This window comes from Roseobacter sp. HKCCA0434, assembly GCF_032464675.1.
Classification (GTDB): domain Bacteria; phylum Pseudomonadota; class Alphaproteobacteria; order Rhodobacterales; family Rhodobacteraceae; genus Pontivivens.
The window spans coordinates 218813-244056 of record NZ_JAWDKL010000001.1; the positions used below are offsets into that span (position 1 = coordinate 218813).

Genomic DNA, 25244 nt, shown 5'->3' on the forward strand with positions numbered 1-25244 from the left:
GATCAGGGCCGCGAGCTGGTCGAACATCTCCTCCACCTCGGGCATGAGGGCGGCCGCCACCTGTTCCGAAACCTAGCGGCGCAGCGTCTCGGCCCGCGCGCCGGTGCCGAAGCCCGTCGAGATATCGCTCAGCTCGGTGCTGGCCGTGGCGGTGCCGTAGGGGTAACCGCTGACGGTGTCGAGCAACAGGGCATTCGCCGTGCCCACGGCCTCGACGCTGCGGGACGGAAGGATGGCCGCGCCGATGATGGTGATGTCGAAGACGGAGAGGGCATTGATGTCGCGGGCCGATCGGGCCGCGATCTCGTAGATGAGGACCGCGTCGACATGCTGCCGGGCGGAGCCCAGGCGGATGGTCTCGACGACGTCGCCGCTGCCGCCGGGCACCTCCGCGCGCGCGGAAGATGCGGTGAATTCGGCCAGCAGCGGGCTGATGAAGACGGCTTGGCGGATCTTCGATGGGTTATCGTCCGCGAGATCCTGCCACAGCGCAGCTTCGGCTGCGGTGGGTGTGGTCAGGCGGCCGTTGGCGATGCGGGCGATGCCGATGCGAGCGGGCAGTTGCAGCGTCGGTTCGACCCCGGCGGCATAGGTGATCCGCTCTCCGTCGGAGTTGCCCTCCACCGTGAACGGGGGGCGGCACGGGATTGCGGGCGAGGAACTCCTGACCGGAACTGTATTGCGCGGTACTGCATCCAGCCAGAACTGCCAGTGTGGTGAGAATGGCGAAACGTCGCATGAGCGATCTCCCTGAACGTTGTTCAAAACAGGTAATCAATTTATGAACGTCGTTCAATCCCCGCGACGCAAGGTCAGTCGGCCAAGGGGTGTTTTTGCAGCACCAGATCGCGGAGCCGTTCGTCGAGCACGTGCGTGTAGATCTCGGTGGTCGAGATGTCGGCATGGCCCAGGAGCATCTGGATGGCGCGCAGGTCCGCGCCGCCTTGCAGCAGGTGGGTGGCGAAGGCGTGGCGCAGCTTGTGCGGGCTGACGCGGGCCGGGTCGATCCCGGCGGCGGCGGCGATCTCCTTGAGCGTCTGGAAGAAGCGGACGCGGGTCAGGTGGCCCGACTTCCCGCGCGAGGGGAACAGGAATCGGGAGGGCGGCGTGCCGCGGGGGCGGGCCTCCTCTGCGGCGTCGCGGAGGGTCAGCCATTCGGTGAGGGCGTCATGTGCCTCGTCCGAAAGGGGAACCATGCGGTCGCGTCCGCCCTTGCCGCGCACCAGGATCATGCGCGGGCGGCCGCGTGCGGCGGCGACGGGCAGGCTGACGAGCTCGGTCACGCGCAGGCCGGTGGCATAGAGCATCTCGACGAGGCAGGTGTTGCGCGCGCGGTCGGCCTCGGTCCGGCCATGCAGGCGGGCGGCGTCCAGCAGGGCGTCGACCTCGGCGATGTCGAGCGTGGCGGGCAGAGTGCGGCCTTTCGCGGGCCCCCGGATCAGGGCTGCGGGATCGTCGGTGCGATAGCCCTCAACGAAGGCGAAGCGGTAGAACTGACGTAGGGCGGAGAGGCGGCGCGCGCGGGTGGCGGTCGCCATGCCCTCCGCCTCCAGCCCGGCGAGAAAGGCTTCGATATCGGCGCGGGTCGCGGTCTCGACCGGGCCGCGCGGGGCCATGAAATCCATGAACAGGCGGATGTCGCGGGTATAGGCGGCGAGCGTGTTGGTCGCGGCGTCCTGCTCGGCCCGGATGGTGTCGAGAAAGGCGCGCAGCCAGCTCTCGGCCGTGCCGGTCGTGTCAGACATCGCCGAGGAACATCGTCTCGACGGCGATGGCGCGGGCGAGCCGTTCCTGCCCCGCGCGGCGCAGGGTGACGAGGGCGCGGCGCAGGTCGTCCGCCTCGACCGTCGTTCCGGCATCGAGCACGGCCAGGGCCTCGAGCAGGGCGAGGCCTGCGGTCCCGTCCTCGAAGGGCGCGTCGGCGGGGTCGATGAAGGCATCGTGGATCGCCCGCGCCCGCCAGTCGCCGTCGCGCATGAAGCGGCGATTCTCCACCGGAACCGCCGGACGGGTCTGGATGGCAAGGGCGACGAGGTCGGTCATGGGTGCCGGATCGGGCATCCAGGCACGCGCGGCGGCGGAGCGGTTGTCGAGCAGCAGCCAGCGCGCCATCAGGTCGTCCGCCTCGCCGACGGGGATCGCGCCGAGGCGCGCGCCGTATTCACGGGCCGCGGCGGCCCGCAGGCCCAGTGGCGCGAGCTCGGCATCCAGGGCGTGGACCGCGTCCACCACCTCGTAGAGATCGCCGCCGACCAGGGCCGCGTCGAGCGACTGGACCGCGTCCGCCCGGCCCCAGATGCCGCCCGAGGCCGCGGGCTCCCCCGCGCGGTAGGCGGCGAAGAGGACGGATGGCGGCAGGGTCCCGCCGCGGGTCAGCGCCTCCGCCGCCTCCATCCGGGCGCGCAAAGTGCGGGTGCCACTGAGATCCGCGTCGAGCCAGGCGAGGGGCAGGGGTCCCGCGGGCCGCGCCTGCCCGGTGCTTTCGCGCAAGGCGAAGTCGAGCGTCGTCATCGGCTCGGGGAAGGGCAGTTCGGTCGTCGGCTCGAACATCTCGCTGTCGAGGAACCACAGCAGGTGGTCGAAGCGATTCGGCTCGAACTGCTCGAGCGCGCCGCCGGCCTCCAGCGTCAGCATGGCGACCATCCAGCGGCCGTGCCGCGCGTCGCACCAGATCCGGTGGGCCAGCGAGGGGGCAAGCTCGGGATTGTCGCGGATCCGGGCGCAGGCCGGACCGGAGCGGTTGGTCAGCGCCGCCACGTCCAGCGCCAGGCGCGCGACGTCCGGGTCGGGCAGATCGGTCGGCGCGGTCTGCAACATCGCCTCCGCCGCATCGAGGCTGCCGAGCCGCAGCAGCGCGTCGATGCGCGCGGCGAGCAGATCGCCGGAGCCTTCCTCGGGGGCCTGCGCCTCGGCCAGCATCAACCGCTCGAACAGGATGCGGGCGCTCGGCGTGCCGGTGCCACGGATCTTCTCGATCCCCTCGACGAGCGTTCCGGTCTCGGCCCCGCGCCACAGGTCGGCGGGCAGGCGCGTGGTACGCGGAGCGAGCAGGCCGAGCGACTGGTCCGCCATGCGCGGCAGGTCCTGCCGCTCGATCCCGGTCTGCGACCAGCCCGCACCCGAGAGCGACAGTCCCAAGGCTAGGGTCAGGAGGGCACCGCGCATCGCGATCACCGACCGTCGGGAAGGTCGATCTCGACCTCGACGGGCGCGGTGGGAGCCGCGGGCGGCATCAACACGGAATAGACCGCGAAGCCCGCCAGGATCAGCAGGATCAGGATGAAGAGATAGAACAGAAACTTGCCCATGAATTACGCCTATGCCTTGCTCGATTGGCCGGTCGCTTGTGATCGCGTCTTGCCCGGCGCCCCCATTTTTGCCAGATGCTAACGTGAGCGCGCACGAGGGTCCAGCATGGGACCGGCACGGCGGGGGGCGAGGATGGTCGATAAGGCGCAGAACGATCCCGTACCGGGCCGCTCGGTCGTGCTGATCGGCCTGATGGGCGCTGGCAAGACCTCGGTCGGCAAGCGCCTGGCCGCCCGGATGGGGCGGAATTTCGTCGACTCGGATGCCGAGATCGAGGCCGCGGCGGGCCAGTCGATCCCCGACATCTTCGCCACGCTGGGCGAGGAGGCCTTCCGCGACGGGGAGCGCCGGGTCATCGCGCGGCTGCTTTCCGGCCCGCCGATGGTCATCGCCACGGGCGGGGGCGCGTGGATGAATGCGCAGACCCGCGAGGCGATCGGCAAGGGGGCCATCTCTGTCTGGCTGGAGGCGGCGGTCGACACGCTCGTCGCCCGCGTCGACGGCAAGCCGGGGCGTCCGCTGCTGGAGGGCCGCGACACGCGCGCCGTGCTGACCGATCTCGCCGCCGCGCGCTACCCGGTCTATGCCAAGGCCGACAGACAGGTTCGATCCGAGAGCGGGGTCGGGCAGGAAACGATGGTCGACCGGATCCTGGCGGCCCTGAGCGAAGGGGAACCGCACGGATGAGCGCTGTTCGCGAAACCGTCGAAGTGGGGCTCGGCGCCCGCAGCTACGAGATCGTCATCGGATCGGGCCTGCTGGCGGAGGCGGGCAGCCGCATCGCGGCCCTGTCCGACCGGCGCAGGCTGGCGGTCGTCACGGAAGAACGCGTGGCGGCCCTGCATCTCGCGGCGTTGCGCGCGGGGCTGGAGACGGCGGGATTCGAGGTCGAGGCGCTTATCCTGCCGCCGGGGGAGGCGACGAAGAACTGGCAGACGCTGGGCGAGGTGGTCGAATGGCTGATCGCCCGGAAGGTCGAACGCGACGATCTGGTCGTAGCCTTCGGTGGCGGGGTGATCGGGGACCTGGTCGGCTTCGCCGCCGCGATCCTGCGACGCGGAGTGGGCTTCGTGCAGGTGCCCACCACCTTGCTCGCCCAGGTCGACAGCGCGGTCGGCGGCAAGACCGGGATCAACTCGCCGCAGGGCAAGAACCTGATCGGGGCCTTTCACCAGCCGCGGCTGGTTCTGGCCGACATGGACCTGCTCGACGCGCTGGAAGCGCGTGATTTCCTCGCCGGTTACGGGGAGGTGTTGAAGTACGGACTGCTCGGCGACGCGGCCTTCTTCCACTGGCTCGAAGGTGCCGCGCCCGCGATGGCGGCAGGCGATGTCGCGGCCCGCGCGCGCGCCGTGCGCCGGTCCTGCGAGATGAAGGCGGAGATCGTGGCCCGCGACGAGACCGAGCGCGGCGACCGCGCCCTGCTCAATCTCGGCCACACCTTCGGACATGCGCTGGAGGCGGCGACGGGCTATTCCGACCGTCTGCTGCATGGCGAGGGCGTGGCGATCGGCTGCGTGCTCGCGTTCCAGCTGTCGGCACGGCTTGGCTTGTGCGGGCAGGAGCTGCCGGGGCGTGTCGCCGCCCATTGCCGCGAGATGGGGCTGCGCACGACGCTGGCCGACATTCCCGGCGATCTGCCGGACGCCGACGGGCTGATCGCGCTGATGGGGCAGGACAAGAAGGTCACGGACGGGCGCATCGCCTTCATCCTCGCGCGCGGAATCGGCGAGGCCTTCGTCGCGCGGGGCGTGGACATGGACGCGGTCCGCGCGCTGCTGTCCGAGGAACTGGCCGCGCGGTAGGCCGTCGTCGTCCTCAGTCGCGGATCGCGCCCGAAGCCAGCAGCACGCCCAGCGCCACGACGGCGATGCCGAGGGACTTCACCAGTCCGATCGGCTCGCCCAGGAATACCCATCCGCCCAGCGCCGCCATGACCGGGACGAGGGCCGCGCAGGCGGCGACCTTGCTGGGTGCGATGCGGCTGAGGGCATATCCGTAGGTGATGGTCGAGACGAAGCCCGACAGGACGCCCTGCATGACGATCTGCAGCGCGATCACCGAAAGGGCCGCCTGCGGGAGGCGCAGCGGCACGACGAAGGCGAGGGCGATGAAACCCAGCGCCGACCAGAAGCAGATCATCGCCGCCGCATCGACCGGCGCGATGGAGGAGCGGCGGTAGGCGACCGTGTAGCAGGCCCAGAGGAACGCGGCGACCGAGATCAGCAGATGCCCGCGCCAGGTCCCGGACGCGGCGCCCGACAGTGCCTCCCACCCGCCGATGCCGACGGCCCCCGCGAGGATCAGCGCGAAGCCCGCGAGCCGCAGGGGGCCGAACCGCTCCCCCAGCAGCAGGAAGGAGAGGAGGGCGACGTAGAGCGGCAGCATCGAGGGCGCGAAGACGCCGCTATCGGCGACCGGGGCATATTGCAGCCCCCAGCTGAGCAGCCCGACGAAGGCGAAGCCGCCGGTCAGGGCGATGGTCACGATCTCGACCGGGCGCGCACCGGGCGGCAGCGGCGAGCGACGCAGCCAGACCGGCGCGAAAAGCAGCGCCGCGGGCGCGAAGCGCAACAGGCCCACATCGGCGGGGCTCAGCTCCGCCCGCGCGGCGGCGCGCGTGACGACGAGGAAGCTCGCCCAGATCACCAGAGTGATCGCGACCGCCCCCCAAGCCAGCAGCCGGTCATGGGCAGGTCTGACGGACGGGGGAAGCGTGGCGGGAGATGTCGGCTGTCCGGGCATGCGCGCAGCGTCGCAGGCGGGTGGCGGGATGGAAAGGGCCGAAATGCGGGACCGGCCCGTCATTGATCGGGACCGGCTTGCCGACGGGGCCGGCATATTGCTCGCGGCCCGTCCAAGGATCGCGGCGATTGAAAAGTCCGCGCGTTCGGCTTACCGCCCGAATTTACTGGGATGCGTCTCGGCCCCGGAAGTCCTCGTTTCCAGTCCTCCCATCCGCAGCGATGCGGGGGGAAACCCCGTGAGGGCCTCAGCCTGCGCGTTTCGCGATCGATGAGGCGCGCGTCAGCCCGAGCAGCTGGCGCCGCCCAGCACGCAGAACTTGGCACAGTGGGGGTGGTTGAGCTTCACAGGAGCCTCCGCCGCCTCCAGCGTCGTGCCCATCTCGAATTCCGGGCTGTAGGGCAGCAGGGTGCAGGCGAGCACGGCGGGGCTGTCGGCGCCCTTGCGCTTCACCACCATGCGCGACGAGGAACACATGACCTCGCGCGGGGATTTGCCGAGGATGCCCCAGCAGGCGGTGGTGATCTCGGGCACCTCGACGGTCTCGTCCATTTCGGGGAACAGCACCGTGACCGCCGGGTTGGTGGCGTCGATGTCGAAGCCCTCCGCCTCGAACAGTGCGGCGTAGCCCGCGCGGCTCTCGGCATCGCTGTCGCCCCAGAGCGTGCGGCCCGCGACGGCCATCGCGAAGCCTTCGTCGCGCAGCCAGCGCATCCCCTTCAGCGTGATCTCCCACGATCCGCGACCGCGTTCTTCGTCATGCTTCTCGGCAAGGAAGTGGTCGAGCGAGATGCGCAGCGTCAGCTTGCCCGGATAGGCGTCGCGTAACGCGCGCAGGCCGTCCTTCATCTTGGGCCGCATCATCGGGCGCATCGCGTTCGTCAGGATCAGAACCTCGAAGCCCGCATCGAGGCAGCGGCGCGTCATCTCGATCATCTGCGGGTTCATGAAGGGCTCGCCCCCGGTGAAGCCGATCTCGCGCACCGGCCAGCCACGCGCGGCGATCTGGTCGAGATAGTCGCTCACCTCGTCGGCGGTGATGTATTCCAGCCGGTCGTTGGTGGGGCTCGACTCGATGTAGCAGTTCACGCATTCGATGTTGCACAGCGTGCCCGTGTTGAACCAAAGCGTCTCCGCCTTCATCAACGGCACCGAGGCGCGCGTCTCTCCCTTCGCGGTGATGTCCGGATCGGAGAACTTCGCGAGCGGGCGCGGATCGGCGACATGGGTGTTCAAGGCGGGCCTCCTGACGTGCGGTCGGACCAGACCTAGCTTGCGCGCTCGTGCGATGCCAGACAGTTTCACTTCACGAAACCTTGGGGAGGGACGGCACATGCGCGCGATCATCATCGGAGCGACCAGCGGCATCGGCGAGGAGATGGCGCGGCAGATGCTGGACGAAGGCTGGCAAGTCGGCGTGACGGGGCGCCGGGTGGACCGGCTCGACGCGCTTGCCGGGGCGCATCCGGGCAAGGTGGAGACGGCGGCCATGGACGTGACCGATCCGCTGTCGGCGGAGGCGACCCTTGCGACGCTCATCGAGCGCATGGGCGGCGCGGACATGATCGTGCTGTCCTCGGGCATCGGCAAGTTCAACAAGGATCTGGAGACGGGGCCGGAGCTGGAGACGCTGGACGTCAACGTCACGGGCTTCACGCATATGGCGCTGGCCGCGATGCGGTATTTCGCCGGGCAAGGGCAGGGGCACCTCGTCATCATTTCGTCCATCGCCTCGCGGCGCGGCGACCGGGCGGCCCCGGCCTACAACGCGTCGAAGGCCTACCAGGCACGCTACGCCGAGGGGCTGCGCAAATGGGCGGCGCGGCGCGGGCTCGACATCGCGGTGACGGATGTGCAGCCGGGTTTCGTCGACACGGCCATCGTGCAGGGCAAGGTGTTCTGGCTGCAGCCGGTCGACAAGGCGGTGCGGCAGATCATGGCGGGGGTGAAGGCCCGGCGCAGCCGGGTCGTCGTCACACGCCGCTGGCGTCTCGTCGCCTGGGCGATGGAGCGGGTGCCCGAGAGCCTCTGGCACCGGATGTGACGGGTGGCCGGGGACGGGAGCCTCCGGCGGGGATATTGAGAGGAAGTGAAAGGACTGGAGCGGGCGACCGGGCTCGAACCGGCGACCCTCAGCTTGGGAAGCTGATGCTCTACCAACTGAGCTACACCCGCGTTCCAGTAGGGGCAGAGCTACGCCAGGGGCCCGCCATCGTCAAGCGGGCCCGTGACGGGTGGCGCTCAATAATGGCTCGGCGAGACGATCGCGGGGCTGATCGTGCGGACGTTGGCGGGCGTGTCGTCGGCGGCGAAGGCCATGCGGTCGGTACCCGTGCACGCGGCGGCGGTGAGGACGAGGGCGAAGGCGGCGAGAAGGCGGGTCATCGGGGTCTCCTTTCGAGAGATCGGTTGCGATGAGCCGGATATCGAGACCGGGCCCGTTCGGTGCCATGCAGGATCGAAACGCGCGGCGATCCGTTCGGAAACGAGCGGTCTTTTTCGAAATGGATCGGTTTTCGCGTCGTGTCGGGGCATGGACCGTCTGGACGCGGCGCGCCGGATTTCCCATTTGGGGAACGGGACGCGGGCCGTCCCGCATGCATGCCGGCGCGGGAGAGCGGGACGATGGACGAGGCGGTTATTCTGGAGCTGATCCTGCGCGGCATCGGGGCGGGTATCCTGCTGCTGCTCGGGCTTCAATTCGTGCGCATGGGCCGCAGCCGCTGCATGGAGATCGCGGGCTTCGCGTTCTGTATCCTGGGGGCGATGCATGCGATCGCGGGCCACAATCCCGCCTTCGCCACGTTGATACCGGGCTGGTCCGCGTTGATGGTGCTCGGACGGCTCGACAGCGTGGCGTTCTGGATCCTGGTCATGGCGATGTTCGACGAAGGGTTCGAGATGCGGCCCGTGCACCTACTGCCGGGGGTGGCCATCGTGACGAGCCTGCTGTCGCCGATCTCGGAAATCTGCTGCGGGCTCATCACGATGGCGCTGATGGTCCATGTGATGTCGCTGGCACTGCGCGACCGGGAGGGGGACCTCGTGGACATCCGGCGCCGGTTCCGCATGGCATTGGCCGTCGTCGTGCCGCTGATGATCATCAGCTCGATCGTCACGGGATGGCTGACGCCGCCGGGGGCGGCACTGGTCTATCTGCTCGACACGCTGAAGATCACCGGGCTCGCCGTCTTCTTCGGGACGTGGATGCTGCGGATGGATGACGATCTGATCCACAGCCCCGCGCCCGAGGAGCATGTCGCGCCGCGCACCGTCCCGCCCGCCGACCTGATCGAGATGCAGCGCCTGCGCGCGGCAGTGGAGGGCGGGATCTGCTTCGAGCCGGGCCTGACCATCGGGGCGCTCGCGGCTCGGCTCGACATACCGGAGCACCGGCTGCGGCGACTGATCAACCAGGGCCTGGGCTACCGGAACTTCGCCGCCTTCCTCAACGACCACCGGATTGAGGAGGCGAAGCGGCGGCTGGCCGATCCCGCGCAGGCGCGCGCGCAGATCGTCAGCCATGCCTTCGCGCTAGGCTACAACTCGCTGGCGCCGTTCAACCGCGCGTTCCGCGAACGGGTGGGGCAGAGCCCAACCGCCTATCGCACCGCCGTGCTTGGCGAGATCGCGGCGCAATAGGCGTTGCGCGATGCCGCATCTGCGTCATAGGCTTTCGCAATGCAGCACGCGATAGAGGACAGCTCCGACTTGCAACCCGCGCACCAGAGGGCGCGCGGACATGCGATGGCGCGTTACGGGTCCGACGGTTTCCTGACCGATCTGCGCCAGCAGGGGTCGGGCAAGGTCATGCTGCCGCGCTCCTATGGCGTCGGGCCGGAAGTGGTCTTCGTCAACACCAGCGGCGGCGTGACGGGCGGCGACCGGTTCGAATGGCGGCTGGGCACGAAGGCGGGGCATGTCACCGGGACCACGCAGGCGGCCGAACGGCTCTACCGCGCGAGCGGCGGGCGGGGCACGATCCTGACCCGGCTGGAGGTGGCGGAGGGCGCGCGGCTCGACTGGGTGCCGATGGAGACGATCCTCTTCGACGGCTGCGCGGTGGACCGCCGTATCGAGGTCGAGCTCGCGGGCGACGCGACGTTCCTCGGGGCAGAGGCCATCGTGCTGGGCCGCGCCGCGATGGGAGAGCGGCTGCGGGCCGCGCATTTCACCGATAGCTGGCGCATTCGCCGGGACGGAAAGCTGGTGCAGGCCGAGGCGCTGCGGTTGAGCGGGCCCCTGTCGGGCGCGCTCGACGGGTCGGCCACGCTCGGCGGCATCCGCGCCTTCGCCACGATCATCCTGTCCGCGCCCGGCGCGATGGACCGGTTGGAGGAGATGCGCCGCCTCGCGCCCGAGGGCGTGACCGTCGGCAGTTCCGCCTGGAATGGGCAATTGGTGCTGCGGCTGCATGCGGGCGATCACCGCCCGCTGAAGGCCGCCTTGATGGAAATTCTGACGCGGCTGCGCGGCCATGCGCTGCCGCGGGTCTGGACGATGTAAGGGGACGCGATGAACCTGACGCCGAGAGAGAAGGACAAGCTTCTGATCAGCCTTGCCGCGATGGTCGCGCGCGGGCGGCTGGAGCGGGGGGTGAAGCTCAACCATCCCGAGGCGATCGCGCTGATCACCGATTTCGTTGTGGAAGGCGCGCGCGACGGACGCTCGGTCGCCGACCTGATGCAGGCGGGCGCGGGCGTGGTGACGCGCGAGATGTGCATGGAGGGCGTGCCCGAGATGATCCACGACGTGCAGGTCGAGGCGACGTTTCCCGATGGAACCAAGCTCGTCACGGTGCATCACCCGATCCGCTAGGCGTATTTTACTGGAAGATGAAAGGCCAAGGCCATGAAGAAACTGGCAATCCTCGCAGCAATCGTTCCGGGTGCGGCACTTGCACATGACGGCGCGCACCTGCATCCGCATGGCTACGAGGGCTTCGCGCTCGGCGCGCTGGCGGTGCTGGCGCTCGGGGCGCTCTACCTGTGGGCGCGGCGATGATCCCCGGCGAGGTCATGCCCGCCTCGGGCGAGATCGAGCTGAACGCGGGTGCCGAGGTGACGGTGCTGACTGTGGCCAATACCGGCGACCGGCCGGTACAGGTGGGCAGCCACTATCATTTCGCCGAGACCAACCCGGCGCTCGACTTCGATCGGGATGCGGCGCGTGGCCAACGGCTCGACATCGCGGCTGGCACCGCCGTCCGCTTCGAGCCGGGGCAGAGCCGCGACGTGCGACTGATTCCTTTCGGCGGGGCGCGGCGCGTCATCGGCTTCAATGGCAAGGTGATGGGGGATTTGTGATGGCGGGCATCGTCCATATCGAACACCAATATGACGCCAGCGCGGATGCCGTCTGGGCGCTCGCCAAGGATTTCGACGCGCTGATCCAGATGAGCGCAGGTTCGGTCAAGTATCGCGGATTGCCGGACACGGCGGGGCTGACCGAAGGAGATGTGATCGAGTTCGAGGTCTCGCCTTTCGGACTCCTGCCCTGGCAGCCCTACAGGGTCGAGATGCTGGAGGTCGACGACGCCGCCCGCCGCTTCGTCAGCCTCGAATCCGGGGCAGGCGTCAAGAGCTGGCGCCACACCCTGACCGTGGTGCCGGAGGGCGAGGGCTGCCGCCAGACCGACCATGTCGAGATCGATGCGGGCGCGATGACCTGGCCCACCACGCTCGCCGCCCGTCGCATGTACCGCCGCCGCGACATCGCCCGCCGCCGCCTGCTCGGCCTGACCTGAGGAAGACACCATGCCAGCGACCATCTCCCGCGCCGCCTATGCGGACATGTACGGCCCCACCACCGGCGACCGGGTGCGACTGGCCGATACGGACCTGATCATCGAGGTCGAGCGGGACCTCACCACCTATGGCGAGGAGGTGAAGTTCGGCGGCGGCAAGGTCATCCGCGACGGCATGGGGCAGAGCCAGGCCACCCGGGCCGAAGGCTCCGCCGACACGGTCATCACCAACGCGCTGATCGTGGACCATACCGGCATCTACAAGGCCGACGTGGCGCTGCGCGACGGCCGCATCTCGGCCATCGGCAAGGCGGGCAATCCCGACACGCAATCGGGCGTCGACATCGTCATCGGTCCGGGGACCGAGATCATCGCAGGCGAGGGGCGCATCCTGACCGCCGGCGCGATGGACGCGCATATCCACTTCATCTGCCCGCAGCAGATCGAGGATGCGTTGCATTCGGGTGTGACCACCATGCTCGGCGGCGGCACCGGTCCTGCGCACGGCACGCTCGCCACGACCTGCACCCCGGGACCCTGGCATATCGGGCGGATGCTGCAATCGCTCGACGCCTTCCCGATGAATTTCGGGCTGAGCTGCAAGGGCAATGCCTCCCGCCCAGACGCATTGGTCGAGATGGTCAAGGCCGGGGCCTGCGCGATGAAGCTGCACGAGGACTGGGGCACCACCCCGCAGGCCATCGACACCTGCCTGAGCGTGGCGGACGACATGGACGTGCAGGTGATGATCCACACCGACACGCTCAACGAGAGCGGCTTCGTCGAAAATACCGTCGCCGCCATGAAGGGCCGGACGATCCATGCCTTCCACACCGAAGGGGCCGGCGGCGGGCACGCGCCCGACATCATCAAGGTCTGCGGTCTCGACCATGTCATCCCGTCCTCGACCAACCCGACGCGGCCCTACACGGTCAACACGCTCGAAGAGCATCTCGACATGCTGATGGTCTGCCACCACCTCGACAAGTCGATCCCCGAGGATGTCGCCTTCGCCGAGAGCCGCATCCGGCGAGAGACCATCGCGGCCGAGGATATCCTGCACGACATGGGCGCGTTTTCGATCATTGCGTCCGACAGCCAGGCGATGGGCCGGGTGGGCGAGGTGCTGATCCGCACCTGGCAGACGGCGGACAAGATGAAGAAGCAGCGCGGACGGCTGGCGGAGGAGACGGGCGACAACGACAACCTGCGCGTGCGCCGCTACATCGCGAAATACACGATCAACCCGGCGATCGCGCATGGGGTGAGCGGGCATATCGGCTCGGTCGAGGTCGGCAAGCGCGCGGATCTCGCGCTGTGGAGCCCCGCCTTCTTCGGCGTGAAGCCCGAGATGGTGCTGGTCGGCGGCTCCATCGCGGTCGCGCAGATGGGCGACCCGAACGCGAGCATCCCGACGCCGCAGCCGGTCTATACGCGGCCGATGTTCGGATCGTTCGGCGGGACGCAGAAAGCCTCCTCGGTCCACTTCGTGAGCGGTGCCGCTGACGTCTCCGCGCTCGGCCTCGGCAAGCAGACCGTGGCGGTCGAGAACGTGCGCGGCGGCATCGGCAAACGCTCGATGGTGCTCAATGATTACTGCCCCGAGATCGAGGTGAACCCAGAGACCTACGAGGTCCGCGCGGATGGCGAGTTGCTGACTTGCGAACCGGCGGAGGTACTGCCGATGGCGCAGCGGTATTTCATGTTTTGATTGCAAGCGCCCTCACCCCGACCCTCTCCCGCAAGCGGGAGAGGGGGCGATATCGGCCGATGTCTGCACGCAGATGGAAGCGACGCGCGTTCCCTCTCCCGCGTGCGGGGGAGGGTTAGGGTGGGGGCGTCGAAACACATGACCGCCCGCGCGCGTGACTTGCGCCGAAACATGACGGAAGCTGAAAAACTGCTCTGGTCCCGCCTGCGCGCGGGACAGACGGGATTGAAATGGCGCAGGCAGGTGCCCATCGGCCCTTTCGTCGTCGATTTTCTGTGCAAGCAGACAGCACTCGTGGTGGAGGTGGATGGCGGGCAACACGATGCGGCAGCTGATGCGAGCAAGTCTGCGTTTCTCTTCGCTCAAGGCTTGCGCGTCCTGCGGTTCTGGAACAACCAAGTCCTCGACAACGTCGACGGCGTGATGGAGACGATCATGAGCGAGACCGACCGCCCCCTCCCTGTCCCTCCCCCGCAGTCGGGAGAGGGGACGCAAGCCGCAACCGGCCCGCTGCGCGCCACCCACCTCACCCATTCCCACGACACCCCCGCCGATACGCTGACGCTCGCCTATGACGATCGCTACCGGCGGCGGATGTCGATGTGTTCCGATAACGGACTCTCCTTCCTGCTGGATCTGAAGGAGGCGACGGACATGCGGCCCGGCGACAGCCTGGTGCTCGACGACGGGCGGCTGATCCGCATCGAGGCGGCGGACGAGCCGTTGATGGAGGCGGTGCCGGACGATCCCGCCAACCTGCCGCGCGTCGCCTGGCATGTCGGCAACCGGCACCTGACCTGCCAGATCCTGTCCGACCGGCTGGTGCTGCGCGCGGACAAGGTGATCGCGCATATGCTCGAGCATCTGGGCTGCGCCGTGACCTTCCGCGACGGGCCGTTCACGCCCGAGGGCGGGGCCTACGGGCAGGGGCGGACGCATAGTCACGAGCATTGAGATGGGCCTGTTCCACCCCGGCAACCGTGACCGCTCGCCCGATCACGCGCGGGTCTACGCCGCCTACGAGATCGCGCATACCTGCGTCGATTTCGGCGCGGCTCTGTGCTTCATCATCGGCTCGGTCATGTTCTTCTCCGACGCCTGGCAGAGGCCCGGCACCTGGCTGTTCCTGATAGGCTCGATCCTCTTCGCGGTGAAGCCCACGCTGCGGCTGGCGCGCGAGGTGCACATGCTGCGGATGGGCCGCATCGACCGGTTGGCGGCGCGCGAATGAGGGAAGTGCAGCTTCTGCATCAGTGGCTCAGCCCCGGCTTTCCGACCGGCGCGTTCGCCTGGTCGCACGGGCTCGACCGGCTGATCGACGACGGGGAGGTCGGGACTGCCCTGCAGTTGCAGGCCTGGCTGGAGGGCGTGCTGCGCCACGGCGGTGGCCGGTCGGATGCGGTGCTGGCGGCCGCCGTGCTGCGCAAGCCCGAGGACTGGTGCACGGCGGCGGAGCTTGCCGCAGCACTCGCCCCGTCGCGGGAGCGGCATGCCGAGACGATGGACCAGGGCACCAGTTTCGCCCGCGCCGTGGGGCTGGAGCCCGCGGCCTATCCGATCGTCTTCGCCCGCGCCGCCGCGCGGGAGGGGATCGCAGGCGACCTCGCCCTGACCCTCTACCTGCAGGCGATGGTCGCCAACCTCGTCAGCGCCGCCATACGGGCGGTGCCGCTGGGCCAGACCGACGGTCAGGCGGTGGCGAGCGCCCTTCATCCGCTCTGCGCCGAGATCGCGAGCGCCGCGCTGGCGGCGAGCCTCGACGAGGTCGGCACCTGCACGATCCGCGCGGACATGGCTTCGCTGCACCACGAAACGCAATATTCGAGGATGTTCCGGTCCTGAACGGACCGGAAAAATGGAACGGAGACTCACATGAGCTGTAATGGACCCCTCCGCGTCGGCCTTGGCGGCCCCGTGGGCGCGGGCAAGACCGCCCTGATGGAGCAGCTTTGCAAGGCGATGGCGCAGCGCTATTCGGTCGCGGCCATCACAAACGACATCTACACGCGCGAGGATGCGGAGTTCCTGATGCGCGCGCAGGCCCTGCCGCTGGAGCGGATCATGGGGGTGGAGACGGGCGGCTGCCCGCATACCGCGATCCGCGAGGATTGCTCGATCAACCTCAACGCCATCGATGCGATGGTCGAGAAGTTTCCCGACCTCGAACTGGTGCTGATCGAGAGCGGGGGCGACAACCTCTCGGCTACCTTCTCGCCGGAGCTCGCGGACATCACGCTCTACGTCATCGACGTGTGCGGCGGCGACAAGGTGCCGCGCAAGGGCGGGCCGGGGATCACGCGGGCGGACTTGCTGGTCATCAACAAGATCGACCTCGCCCCCCATGTCGGCGCGTCGCTGGAAGTGATGGAGCGCGACGCCAAGGCGCAGCGCGGCGCGCGGCCCACCGTCTTCACCAACGTCAAGGCGGGCGACGGCGTGGACGAGATCGTGCGCTTCATCGAGCGGGTCGGGGGGCTTTAGAGAACCCGGCGCCTCCGACGGGAATATTTCGCGCGAATCCGAAGGCTCAGTCGCCCGCCGCGTCGATCTGGCGGCGCAGGATCATCGCGCGCAGGTCGTGCATGGCCATCAGCAAGGGATCGGCATGGGTGGCGACCTGCTCGTCCGAAGCGCGGGCCTGCATCCATTGCGCCGCGGCCCCGAGCGCGTCGACGAGGCGCGCCATCTCGTCCTCGTCGCGCGCGGCGAGTTGCGCGCGCCGGGTCTCGATCCAGTCGCGCATGGCGGCGAGTTCGTCCTCGCTTGGCTGCTGCTGGCCTTGCGGCTTGATCTCGCCCGAGCGGATGTTGAGCGTCGCGAGCTGGCGAAGTTCGAGGCGCTGCTGGCGGTTTTCCGTCTCGACCCGGAACACCATCGCGCCGTTGTCGCGCGGGCGGAAATGCAACGCGGGGACGGTCATGTAAGGCTCTCGCAGAAGCGGGCGATCCGTGTGCAGGCCTCGCGCAGGGTATCGTCGGCGGCGGCGTAGCTGACGCGGAAGGCGGGGGAGAGGCCGAAGGCCGCGCCGAACACGACAGCGACCCCTTCGGAATCGAGCAGTTCGCTTGCGAAATCCTCGTCCGTTTCCAAGATCTTGCCCGACGGGCTTCGCTTTCCGATGCAACCGTGGATCGTGGGGTAGACGTAGAAGGCGCCGTCCGGCACCGGGCAGGTGATGCCGTCACAGGCGTTCAGCATTTCCACCACCAGGTCGCGGCGGCGCTGGAATGCGGCGCGGCTCTCCGCGATGTAGTCCTGCGGGCCGTTCAATGCCTCGACCGCGGCCCACTGGCTGACCGAGCAGGGGTTGGAGGTCGACTGGCTCTGCACCTTGCGCATGGCGGCGATCAGCGGCTCGGGTCCCGCGGCATAGCCGATGCGCCAGCCGGTCATGGCATAGGCCTTGGACACGCCGTTGCAGGTGAGCGTCCGGTCGTAGAGGCGCGGCTCGACTTGCGCCGGTGTGCAGAACTCGAACCCGTCGAAGGCGATGTGCTCGTACATGTCGTCGGACATGGTCCAGACGTGGTCGTGACGCGACAGCACGTCGGTCAGGCCCTTCAGCTGCGCGCGCGAGTAGCCGGCACCCGAGGGGTTGGAGGGGGAGTTGAAGATGAACCACTTGGTGTTCGGTGTGATCGCGGCGTCGAGCTGTTCGGGCGTGATCCGGTAGCCCTGCTCGGGCGCGCCTTCGACGATGACCGGCGTGCCGCCCGCCAGCAGGACCATGTCGGGATAGCTGACCCAGTAGGGCGCGGGGACGATGACCTCGTCTCCGGGGTTCAGCGTCGCCATCAGCGCGTTGTAGAGCGTCTGCTTGCCGCCCGTTCCGACGCTCACCTGCGCGGGGCTGTAGGTGAGGCCGTTGTCGCGCGCGAACTTGTCGCAGATGGCCCGCTTGAGCTCGGGAATGCCGTCGGGCGCGGTGTAGCGGGTCTTGCCTGCGTCGATCGCGGCCTTCGCGGCCTCCCGGATGTTCTCCGGCGTGTCGAAATCGGGCTCGCCGGCGCTCAGGCCGATGATATCGCGGCCCTCGGCCTTCAACTCCGCCGCGCGGGTGGTGACGGCGATGGTGGGCGAGGGTTTCACGCGGGCGAGGCTGTCGGCGAGAATGGACATTGTGACGGGCTCCCTATGCTCGCCCCCGTGGTGCCGCAGCGCCGCGCCACGATCAAGGGCCGTCGCATCCGGGCCGTGCGCCGTCGCATTGAAGGGTGGGATATCCGGCGGTCCCGACCTAGTGTTGGCGCACAGCATCACCGCAAGATGACCGGAAGGGACCCCGAATGACCGAAGAGCAGGCCGACGGCTACTATTTCGACGAGATCGCGACCTTCGGCGACAGGCTCGCCGCGGCGCGCGAGGCGCTCGGCATGACGCAGAACGAGCTGGCGCGACGCCTCGGCGTGAAGCCCGCGACCATCGTGAACTGGGAGGATGACCGGGCCGAGCCGCGGGCGAATCGCCTCAGCATGCTGGCGGGTATCCTCGGCGTCACGCTGAAATGGCTGATCTCGGGGCAGGGCGAGGGACCGGGGGTGGAGACCGAACCGCTCGACGCCGACGCGCTGGCCCTGCTGGCCGAACTGCGCCGCATCCGGACCGAGCAGGCGCGGCTGATCGACCGCATGGGCGTGATCGAGAAGCGGCTGCGCGAACGGCTCTCCTGAACCTTCGGTCTTGCGCCGCGCGTCCGCCTTCGTGATATAGCCGTCAAAGCGGTTCGAGACGTGGGGGAAGGCGATGCCGATCGGCGTGGATTATGGCGGGACCAAGATCGAGGCGATCGCCATCGCCGAAGATGGCGAGGAGCTGAGCCGTCGGCGTGTCGCCACCCCCCGTCACGACTACCCCGGCTCGATCACCGCGATCACGAAGCTGGTGTCCGAGGTTCGCGAACTTTCCGGCTTGCACGAGGCGCCGGTCGGGATCGGCATTCCGGGCGCTGTGGCCGGTGACGGCCGGGTCTTCAACGGCAATTCCACCTGGCTGATCGGGCAACCGCTCGCGCAGGATCTGTCGCAGGCAATGGGCTGCGAGGTCTCCGTCGCCAACGACGCCAACTGCTTCGTGCTGTCCGAGGCGATCGACGGCGCGGGGCGGGGTGCGGGTATCGTCTTCGGCGCCATCCTCGGCACGGGTGTCGGCGGTGGGCTGGTGGTCGAAGGGCGCATGGTCGCCGGTGCCTCCGGCATGGCGGGGGAGTGGGGGCACTCGCCTCTGCCCATTGGTGATCTGAGCGAATATCCCGGACCCGAATGTTTCTGCGGCCGCCGCGGCTGCATCGAGCAATGGCTGTCCGGTCCGGGCTTGGAGGCGGATTACGCGCGCGATTGCGGTCTGACGCCCGGCACCGGCCCCCGCGTTCAGGAGATCGTCGCACGGGCGCAGGGCGGCGAGGATCAGGCCGAGAACGCGATCCAGCGCCATCGTCGCCGTCTCGCCCGCGCGCTGGCCGGCGTCGTCAACGTGATCGACCCGGACGTGATCATCCTTGGCGGTGGGGTGTCGAACCTGCCGGGACTGGCGGAGGAACTGCCCGAGCTGATGCGTCCGCATGTCTATTCGACCCATAGCGTCGCGACGGTGCGCCGCGCCGTGTTCGGCGACAGCTCCGGCGTTCGCGGGGCCGCGCGGATCGCCCGCGCCAGCAAGGTGACGTGATGGAAACGACCGACAACCGATTGAAACGACTGCGAATGCGGTCCTGGCGGCGCGGGATCAAGGAGATGGACCTGATTCTCGGCCCCTTCGCCGATGCCCACCTCGCCACGCTCGATGCGCAGGCGCTCGACAGCTACGAGGCGTTGTTGGAGGAGCATGACCAGGATCTCTATCCTTGGTTCTCCGGCCAGCGCGCGGTGCCGGAGCGGCACGCGCCGATGGTCGCGCGCATTCTCGACGGGCGCAGTTTCCGTTAACTTTTCTTCAATTCTTCGACTGATAGCGTGCATCATATGCGCGAGGAGGTCGAAGTGATGAAGGATTTGCCGACACGGTCCGAGGCGTCCGGCGCCGATGCGCCGGATGGTTTCCTGGGCAGCTATCTCGAAACGCTTTCGATGGTGGAACGCCTGCACCGCCTGCTGCTCGACGTCATCAAGGACGAGTTCGAGCGGCTGGGCGTCATCGACATCAACCCCGTCCAGGCCCTGCTGCTGTTCAACGTCGGCAACAACGTGCTGACGGCAGGCGAGTTGAAGAGCCGCGGCTACTATCAGGGCTCCAACGTCTCCTACAACCTCAAGAAGCTGGTCGAGGCGGGCTATATGCATCACGAGCGTTGCTCGGTCGACCGGCGCGCCGTGCGGGTGCGCCTGACCGAGCGGGGGGCGCAGATCCGCAGGGTGGTCGCCGACCTCTTCGGGCGCCATGCGAACGGCATCGCACGCCGCGACGTGCTGCCCGATGGCCGGATCACCGAGATCAATGCCGATCTGCGTGCGCTCGAAAGCTACTGGACCGAGCAGATTCGCTACATCTACTGATCCGCTTCGCGGACCGGGCCAAATCCCGCCCCCGTCCGGCCCGGCCATGACGGATTGGCAAAAATTCGCTCACCTTGCCGCCGGATCGGCCCTCGAGAGGTTAGTTTGGCGCCATTTCTTACCCATCGGCCGCGATCGGTGGATAAATTCGGTTCTGCTTCGCCACGTGGTCTGGTAGCTTTGTTGCAATCGGAAGGTGTGAAAAAAGCGCCGCGATCAAAAAAACCCGCGACACACCAGGCGGGTCAGGCAGATGGGACATGACAGGTGGCGTGGGACACGGACGGCACTCTATCGGGATTTGACAGCTACGAGGTAACGCTCGGGGACAGGCTTCGGGGGGAGCGTGCGACCAAGGGCAAGTCGCTGCTGGACGTGCAGCGCGAGCTCCGCATCAAGGCTTCCTACATCGCCGCCATCGAGAATTGCGACCTCGAAGTGTTCCCCAATCGCGGCTTCGTAGCGGGCTATGTACGCAGCTACGCGCGCTATCTCGACCTGCCGCAGCAGGAAATCTACGACGCGTTCTGTGCCGCCACCGGTTTCGCCGGTGTGAATTCCGACATCTCGGGTCGACCCAAGGGGGCGGGTGGCAAGCGTGTTATCGCGCTCGAGATCGACCACAAGAACGATCCGTTGTCGCGCGCCCGCGGCGGCGTCGCGGCGACCGGGCCCAGCTTCGATCTGGGCAGCCTGATGGGCGGCGCGGTTTCGCTCGCCGTCATGGCGGCCCTGCTCGGCGCCGTCGGTTATGGCGGCTGGATGGTCCTGCAGGAGGTGCAGCGCGTCGAGCTTGCGCCCGTCGCGCAGACCCCCGTCGTCTCCGACACCGATCCCGCACTCGCCGGCGACACCACCGCGGTGGCCAGCGCAGATGTCGATCTGACCCGCGCCGCGCGCGACGAGGCGTTGCAGCGCCTCTACCGGCCCGAGCCGCTGGTCCCGGTCATCGCTCCGCGCGACGGTCCGATCGCGGGCATCGACCCCGAACAGATGAGCAGCTTCGCGAGCTACATGCGCGACGACAGCCTCTCGGCGGAGGCGACGCCCGCCGCGCTCGACCTCGCCACGGCGGAGCCCGAGCCGGTGCCGATGGAGGCCGTGGATCTCTTGCTGGCTGTCGAGCTTCCGCCGCCGCCGCCCACGGTTTCGATCGTCGCGACCCAGGCTGCCTGGGTCCGGGTCAGCCAGGCCGATGGCGCGACCCTGTTCGAAAAGATCCTCGCCGCGGGCGAGAGCTACGATGTTCCGCTCGGCGTCGAGGGGCCGGAACTGCGCGCGGGCAACTCCGGCTCGGTCTTCCTGCGCGTGGGTGACGCGATCTTCGGCCCGCTCGGCGATGGCCCCCGCGTGGCCAAGAACGTCTCGCTGAACCCCGCCGACATTCCCGAGCAATGGCAGGCCGCCGAGCCGACGGCCGAGCAGCGCGCGGCCCTCGACGGTGCGTTCGAGCCGGCGGTCGAACGGACGGCGCAGGTCGACCCTTGACGCGACGACCACCGGGCAGGCGCGGGTGACAGTCGCCTGCCCAACCCCTATGTAGCGGGTGACCGCAACAGCGAACGGGCCGTTCCGATGCACAATCCCATCCGCCCCTGGCGCAATATCGAGCGCCGCGCCAGCCGGAAGATCCATGTCGGCTCCGTCGCCGTGGGCGGTGACGCGCCGATCAGCGTGCAGACCATGACCAACACGCTGACCCATGACGCCGCCGCGACCATCGCGCAGGTCCAGGCCTGCGCCGAGGCCGGGGCCGACATCGTCCGCGTCTCCTGCCCCGACGAGGCGAGCACCGCCGCCCTGCGCGAGATCGTGGCCGAAAGCCAGGTGCCGATCGTCGCGGACATCCATTTCCACTACAAGCGCGCCATCGAGGCGGCGGAGGCGGGCGCGGCCTGCCTGCGCATCAACCCCGGCAATATCGGCTCGGCCGAGCGGGTGCGCGAGGTGGTGAAGGCGGCGAAGGATCACGGCTGTTCCATCCGCATCGGCGTGAATGCGGGCAGCCTGGAAAAGCACCTGTTGGAGAAATACGGCGAGCCGTGCCCCGAGGCGATGGTCGAAAGCGGCCTGCACCATATCCGCCTGCTGGAGGATAACGACTTCCGCGAGTACAAGATCAGCGTGAAGGCATCCGACGTCTTCCTCGCCTCCGCCGCCTACATGGCGATCGCGGACGCGACCGACGCGCCGCTGCACCTGGGCATCACCGAGGCGGGCAGCCACTACGCGGGCACGATCAAGTCGGCCATCGGGCTCGGCAACCTTCTCTGGGCCGGGATCGGCGACACGATCCGCGTCAGCCTCTCCGCCGATCCGGTGGAGGAGGTAAAGGCGGGCTTCGAGATCCTCAAGGCGCTCAACCTGCGCCATCGCGGCGTCAACATCATCTCCTGCCCGTCTTGCGCGCGGCAGGGCTTCGACGTGATCGCGACGGTGGCCGAACTCGAAAAGCGGCTGGAGCATGTGAAGACGCCGATGAGCCTCAGCATCATCGGTTGCGTCGTCAACGGGCCGGGAGAGGCGCTGATGACCGATGTCGGTTTCACCGGTGGCGGCAACGGCGCGGGCATGGTCTATATGGCCGGAAAGCAGGACCACAAGCAGGGCAATGACGGGATGATCGACCATATCGTCGAGCTGGTCGAGAAGCGGGCGGAACAGCTCGAACGGGAACGCGCCGCGGCGCAGGAGGCAGCGGAGTGATCGGCAAGGTGATTTTCTGGATTGCGGTCATCGTGATCGTGGGCGGCCTGTTCGGCGTCTACATGATCCGCAACGTGGGCCACGATCCCGCCGTCTGGCATGCCGACCCGTTGAGCGCGCCCACGCCGACCACGCCCAATTCCTTTCGCATGGTACCGGTCATCGAGGGCTACGACCCGGTGACGACCGAACGGATCGACGCGGAATCGCCGATCTACGATGCGAACCCGGCCCTGATCTCGCAGGCCTTCGACGATTACGTGCGGCGCCAGCCGCGGACCGAGCGGATCGCGGGCCAGCCCGAGACCGGCTGGATGACCTATGTCCAGCAAAGCGAGGTGATGCGCTTTTCCGACTATATCTCGGTGAAGTTCATCGACCTCGGCCGCGGCCAGTCGACCGTCGCGATCTTCTCGCGATCCCGAATGGGCCATTCCGACATGGGCGTGAACGAACAGCGGGTGCGCAACTGGTTGGAGCCGCTCTCCTCCTTCGAGGCGCCGCCGGCCGACCCGCTCGGGCCCCAGGCGGACGGCGACCTGTAAGCGCATGATCCCCGACGAAAAGATCGAGGCGATCCTCGGACGCTTCGACTATCTCGAAGCGAAGATGTCCTCCGGCCTCGGCGGCGCCGAGATGGCGGATGCTGCGACCGAATATGCGGAGCTGCGCCCGGTGGTGGAGCAGGCGCGCGCCTATCGCGCCATGCGGTCCGATCTCGATGCCGCGCGCGACATGCTCGACGATGCCGAAATGCGCGCGATGGCGCGTGAAGAGATCGCCGCGATCGAGGCCCGCCTGCCGGAGGCGGAGCACGCCTTGCAACGGGCGCTGCTGCCAAAGGACGAGGCCGATGCCCGCCCCGCGATCCTTGAGATCCGCGCGGGCACCGGCGGGGACGAGGCCGCGCTCTTCGCCGCCGATCTGCTGCGGATGTACCAGCGCTTCGCCGAAGGCGCGGGCTGGCGCGTCGAGATCGTGGAGGAGACCCCGACGGAGCTCGGCGGTTTCAAGGAAGTCGTCGCGAACATCACCGGGCCGTCCGTCTTCGCCCGCCTGAAATTCGAAAGCGGCGTGCACCGCGTCCAGCGCGTGCCCGCGACCGAGAGCGGCGGGCGCATCCACACCTCCGCCGCCACCGTCGCCGTGCTGCCCGAGGCGCAGGAGGTCGATGTCGAGATCCGTGCCGAGGACATCCGCATCGACACGATGCGCGCCAGCGGGGCAGGGGGCCAGCACGTCAACACCACAGACAGCGCCGTGCGCATCACCCACCTCCCGACCGGCATTGTCGTGACCTCCTCCGAGAAGTCGCAGCACGCCAACCGCGCGAAGGCGATGCAGGTCCTGCGCACCCGGCTCTACGATCTGCAACGCTCCGAAGCGGACGCGGCCCGCGCCGCCGACCGCAAGGGGCAGGTCGGCTCGGGTGATCGGTCCGAGCGCATCCGCACCTACAATTTCCCGCAAGGCCGCCTGACCGATCACCGGATCAACCTGACGCTCTACAAGCTCGACCAGGTCATGCAGGGCGATCTGGACGAGGTGATCGAGGCGCTGCAGGCAGCGGACGAGGCCGAGCGGCTGGCCGCGATGGTCGATCTTGCCTGAGACGCTGGCCGACCTTCTGCGTGTCGGCGCGGCGCGGCTGGCAGAAGCGGGCGTTCCGGACCCCCGGACCGATGCGAGGCGGCTGTTGCAGGCCCGTGTCGATGGCTTGCTGTCCGCCCGACTGGCCGACGAGGCCTCCCCCGTCGCCGACGCCTTCCACGCCGACATCGACCGTCGCGCACGGCGGGAGCCTGTCAGCCACATTCTGGGATATCGGGAGTTCTGGGGGCGCCGTTTCGATGTGACCCCGGACGTGCTCGACCCCCGACCCGAGACGGAGACCTTGATCGCCTGCGCGCTCGACGGACCGGCGCCTGCGCGCGTCCTCGACCTCGGCACCGGCAGCGGCGCGATCCTGGCGACACTGCTGGCCGAATGGCCGAACGCGACCGGGGTCGCGACGGACCTGTCGGACCGGGCCTTGGCAGTCGCGCGCCGCAATCTGGAGCGCCACGCGCCGGGACGGTTCCAGACGGTTCGCGCCGACTGGTTCTCGGGGCTGTCGGGACGGTTCGACCTGATCGTGTCGAACCCGCCCTACATCACCGAAGCGGCGATGGAGGCGCTGTCACCCGAGGTTCGCGAATGGGAGCCGCATCTCGCCCTGACCCCCGGCGGGGACGGGCTCGCTGCCTATCGCGCCATTGCCGCGGGATGGGACCGCCACGTCGCCGAGGGGGGGCGCCTGCTCCTGGAAATCGGCTACGATCAGGGCGTTTCGGTCCCGGCGATCTTCTCCCCCTATCACTCGCGGGTCCATCGCGACCTCGACGGTCGTCCGCGAGTCGTCGAAATCGGCCTCGATCGGCGTTGAGAGGCGCCTTTGCACTTGAATAACCGCGCAAAGGACCGATAATAAACACCGTTCCGGGCGTGGTGAGCGTATCCCGCGTATGACCGGAACAAGCTCGATAGCGTTTGGCGTTTC

At 68.5% G+C, this 25244-nt stretch carries 32 protein-coding genes and 1 tRNA gene; 23 read left to right on the plus strand and 10 right to left on the minus strand.

The window, feature by feature from the left end; translation table 11 throughout:
• Positions 1–72: 72 nt before the first annotated feature.
• The 4 genes from RX333_RS01085 to RX333_RS01100 form a co-directional block, all read right to left on the minus strand.
• Positions 73–624, minus strand: coding sequence for a hypothetical protein (locus tag RX333_RS01085; RefSeq protein WP_316013056.1), 552 nt, complete (start codon positions 622–624; stop codon positions 73–75).
• Between the two features lie 188 nt (positions 625–812).
• Entirely contained in the window at positions 813–1745 is a 933-nt protein-coding gene (locus tag RX333_RS01090) for a tyrosine recombinase (RefSeq protein WP_316013057.1), read from the minus strand.
• Positions 1738–3165, minus strand: coding sequence for a hypothetical protein (locus RX333_RS01095; protein ID WP_316013058.1), 1428 nt, complete (start codon positions 3163–3165; stop codon positions 1738–1740). The genes RX333_RS01090 and RX333_RS01095 overlap by 8 nt, the downstream gene beginning before the upstream one ends.
• A 5-nt stretch (positions 3166–3170) precedes the next feature.
• Positions 3171–3308, minus strand: coding sequence for a hypothetical protein (locus RX333_RS01100; RefSeq protein WP_316013059.1), 138 nt, complete (start codon positions 3306–3308; stop codon positions 3171–3173).
• A 133-nt stretch (positions 3309–3441) separates the two neighbouring features.
• On the opposite strand from RX333_RS01100, the gene RX333_RS01105 reads away from it, so the two are divergent.
• Positions 3442–3996: a shikimate kinase gene (locus tag RX333_RS01105; protein ID WP_316013060.1), complete on the plus strand. Its 555-nt coding sequence runs from the start codon at positions 3442–3444 to the stop codon at positions 3994–3996.
• On the plus strand, positions 3993–5114 hold the full coding sequence (gene aroB / locus RX333_RS01110; RefSeq protein ID WP_316013061.1) for a 3-dehydroquinate synthase: 1122 nt from the start codon (positions 3993–3995) through the stop codon (positions 5112–5114). Before RX333_RS01105 ends, aroB begins: the two co-directional genes overlap by 4 nt.
• 13 nt (positions 5115–5127) lie before the next feature.
• Here aroB and RX333_RS01115 read toward each other — a convergent pair whose 3' ends face one another.
• Both RX333_RS01115 and RX333_RS01120 read right to left on the minus strand, forming a co-directional pair.
• Positions 5128–6054: a DMT family transporter gene (locus tag RX333_RS01115; protein ID WP_316013062.1), complete on the minus strand. Its 927-nt coding sequence runs from the start codon at positions 6052–6054 to the stop codon at positions 5128–5130.
• A 282-nt stretch (positions 6055–6336) separates the two neighbouring features.
• A complete protein-coding gene (locus RX333_RS01120) occupies positions 6337–7290 on the minus strand; it encodes a radical SAM protein (RefSeq protein ID WP_316013063.1) in 954 nt (317 codons plus the stop codon).
• Positions 7291–7387: 97 nt separating this feature from the next.
• Here RX333_RS01120 and RX333_RS01125 point away from each other — a divergent pair, with 97 nt between their 5' ends.
• Positions 7388–8098, plus strand: coding sequence for an SDR family NAD(P)-dependent oxidoreductase (locus tag RX333_RS01125; protein WP_316013064.1), 711 nt, complete (start codon positions 7388–7390; stop codon positions 8096–8098).
• 55 nt (positions 8099–8153) lie between these two features.
• Here the strand turns inward: RX333_RS01125 and RX333_RS01130 are convergent.
• Positions 8154–8229, minus strand: a tRNA-Gly gene (locus RX333_RS01130).
• Between the two features lie 66 nt (positions 8230–8295).
• Positions 8296–8439 carry a hypothetical protein gene (locus RX333_RS01135; RefSeq protein WP_316013065.1) on the minus strand — a complete coding sequence of 48 codons (144 nt, stop codon included), beginning with the start codon at positions 8437–8439 and terminating at the stop codon, positions 8296–8298.
• A 240-nt stretch (positions 8440–8679) separates the two neighbouring features.
• Between RX333_RS01135 and RX333_RS01140 the strand changes: the two genes are divergently transcribed.
• The 11 genes from RX333_RS01140 (at position 8680) to ureG (ending at position 15992) form a co-directional block, all read left to right on the plus strand.
• Positions 8680–9696, plus strand: a complete 1017-nt coding sequence (locus RX333_RS01140; RefSeq protein WP_316013066.1) for a helix-turn-helix domain-containing protein — start codon at positions 8680–8682, stop codon at positions 9694–9696.
• 105 nt (positions 9697–9801) lie between these two features.
• A complete protein-coding gene (locus tag RX333_RS01145) occupies positions 9802–10560 on the plus strand; it encodes an urease accessory protein UreD (protein WP_316013067.1) in 759 nt (252 codons plus the stop codon).
• Positions 10561–10569: 9 nt separating this feature from the next.
• Entirely contained in the window at positions 10570–10872 is a 303-nt protein-coding gene (locus tag RX333_RS01150; RefSeq protein WP_316013068.1) for an urease subunit gamma, read from the plus strand.
• Between the two features lie 33 nt (positions 10873–10905).
• Positions 10906–11058, plus strand: a complete 153-nt coding sequence (locus tag RX333_RS01155; protein ID WP_316013069.1) for a peptidase M23 — start codon at positions 10906–10908, stop codon at positions 11056–11058.
• Complete coding sequence (locus RX333_RS01160; protein WP_316013070.1) at positions 11055–11360, plus strand: urease subunit beta; 306 nt, start codon at positions 11055–11057, stop codon at positions 11358–11360. Before RX333_RS01155 ends, RX333_RS01160 begins: the two co-directional genes overlap by 4 nt.
• The gene (locus RX333_RS01165) at positions 11360–11800 is read left to right on the plus strand and encodes an SRPBCC family protein (RefSeq protein ID WP_316013071.1); all 441 of its coding nucleotides are present in this window, start codon (positions 11360–11362) and stop codon (positions 11798–11800) included. Before RX333_RS01160 ends, RX333_RS01165 begins: the two co-directional genes overlap by 1 nt.
• Before the next feature lie 10 nt (positions 11801–11810).
• The gene (gene ureC / locus RX333_RS01170; RefSeq protein ID WP_316013072.1) at positions 11811–13511 is read left to right on the plus strand and encodes an urease subunit alpha; all 1701 of its coding nucleotides are present in this window, start codon (positions 11811–11813) and stop codon (positions 13509–13511) included.
• Positions 13512–13649: 138 nt separating this feature from the next.
• Complete coding sequence (locus RX333_RS01175) at positions 13650–14465, plus strand: DUF559 domain-containing protein (protein WP_316013073.1); 816 nt, start codon at positions 13650–13652, stop codon at positions 14463–14465.
• Between the two features lies 1 nt (position 14466).
• Entirely contained in the window at positions 14467–14742 is a 276-nt protein-coding gene (locus RX333_RS01180; protein WP_316013074.1) for a YrhK family protein, read from the plus strand.
• Positions 14739–15353, plus strand: coding sequence for an urease accessory protein UreF (locus RX333_RS01185; protein ID WP_316013075.1), 615 nt, complete (start codon positions 14739–14741; stop codon positions 15351–15353). The genes RX333_RS01180 and RX333_RS01185 overlap by 4 nt, the downstream gene beginning before the upstream one ends.
• Positions 15354–15383: 30 nt before the next feature.
• Positions 15384–15992, plus strand: a complete 609-nt coding sequence (gene ureG / locus RX333_RS01190) for an urease accessory protein UreG (RefSeq protein WP_316013076.1) — start codon at positions 15384–15386, stop codon at positions 15990–15992.
• A 46-nt stretch (positions 15993–16038) separates the two neighbouring features.
• Here the strand turns inward: ureG and RX333_RS01195 are convergent, their stop codons facing one another.
• Positions 16039–16431 (minus strand): hypothetical protein, encoded by a 393-nt coding sequence (locus RX333_RS01195; RefSeq protein ID WP_316013077.1) that lies wholly within the window; start codon positions 16429–16431, stop codon positions 16039–16041.
• Positions 16428–17630: a pyridoxal phosphate-dependent aminotransferase gene (locus RX333_RS01200; protein WP_316013078.1), complete on the minus strand. Its 1203-nt coding sequence runs from the start codon at positions 17628–17630 to the stop codon at positions 16428–16430. The genes RX333_RS01195 and RX333_RS01200 overlap by 4 nt, the downstream gene beginning before the upstream one ends.
• A 167-nt stretch (positions 17631–17797) precedes the next feature.
• Here RX333_RS01200 and RX333_RS01205 point away from each other — a divergent pair, with 167 nt between their 5' ends.
• From RX333_RS01205 to prmC, 9 genes are all read left to right on the plus strand, one after another.
• Positions 17798–18181 carry a helix-turn-helix transcriptional regulator gene (locus tag RX333_RS01205; protein WP_316013079.1) on the plus strand — a complete coding sequence of 128 codons (384 nt, stop codon included), beginning with the start codon at positions 17798–17800 and terminating at the stop codon, positions 18179–18181.
• A gap of 73 nt (positions 18182–18254) precedes the next feature.
• On the plus strand, positions 18255–19175 hold the full coding sequence (locus RX333_RS01210; RefSeq protein WP_316013080.1) for an ROK family protein: 921 nt from the start codon (positions 18255–18257) through the stop codon (positions 19173–19175).
• Positions 19172–19432: a succinate dehydrogenase assembly factor 2 gene (locus RX333_RS01215; protein ID WP_316013081.1), complete on the plus strand. Its 261-nt coding sequence runs from the start codon at positions 19172–19174 to the stop codon at positions 19430–19432. Before RX333_RS01210 ends, RX333_RS01215 begins: the two co-directional genes overlap by 4 nt.
• Before the next feature lie 57 nt (positions 19433–19489).
• The gene (locus tag RX333_RS01220) at positions 19490–19999 is read left to right on the plus strand and encodes a MarR family winged helix-turn-helix transcriptional regulator (RefSeq protein WP_316013082.1); all 510 of its coding nucleotides are present in this window, start codon (positions 19490–19492) and stop codon (positions 19997–19999) included.
• A gap of 267 nt (positions 20000–20266) precedes the next feature.
• Positions 20267–21487: a helix-turn-helix domain-containing protein gene (locus RX333_RS01225; protein WP_316013083.1), complete on the plus strand. Its 1221-nt coding sequence runs from the start codon at positions 20267–20269 to the stop codon at positions 21485–21487.
• 87 nt (positions 21488–21574) lie between these two features.
• The gene (gene ispG, locus RX333_RS01230) at positions 21575–22705 is read left to right on the plus strand and encodes a flavodoxin-dependent (E)-4-hydroxy-3-methylbut-2-enyl-diphosphate synthase (RefSeq protein WP_316013084.1); all 1131 of its coding nucleotides are present in this window, start codon (positions 21575–21577) and stop codon (positions 22703–22705) included.
• Positions 22702–23250, plus strand: coding sequence for a DUF1499 domain-containing protein (locus tag RX333_RS01235; RefSeq protein ID WP_316013085.1), 549 nt, complete (start codon positions 22702–22704; stop codon positions 23248–23250). The genes ispG and RX333_RS01235 overlap by 4 nt, the downstream gene beginning before the upstream one ends.
• Before the next feature lie 4 nt (positions 23251–23254).
• The gene (prfA, locus tag RX333_RS01240; protein ID WP_316013086.1) at positions 23255–24316 is read left to right on the plus strand and encodes a peptide chain release factor 1; all 1062 of its coding nucleotides are present in this window, start codon (positions 23255–23257) and stop codon (positions 24314–24316) included.
• Positions 24309–25130 (plus strand): peptide chain release factor N(5)-glutamine methyltransferase, encoded by an 822-nt coding sequence (gene prmC, locus RX333_RS01245; RefSeq protein ID WP_316013087.1) that lies wholly within the window; start codon positions 24309–24311, stop codon positions 25128–25130. Before prfA ends, prmC begins: the two co-directional genes overlap by 8 nt.
• Positions 25131–25244: the final 114 nt, after the last annotated feature.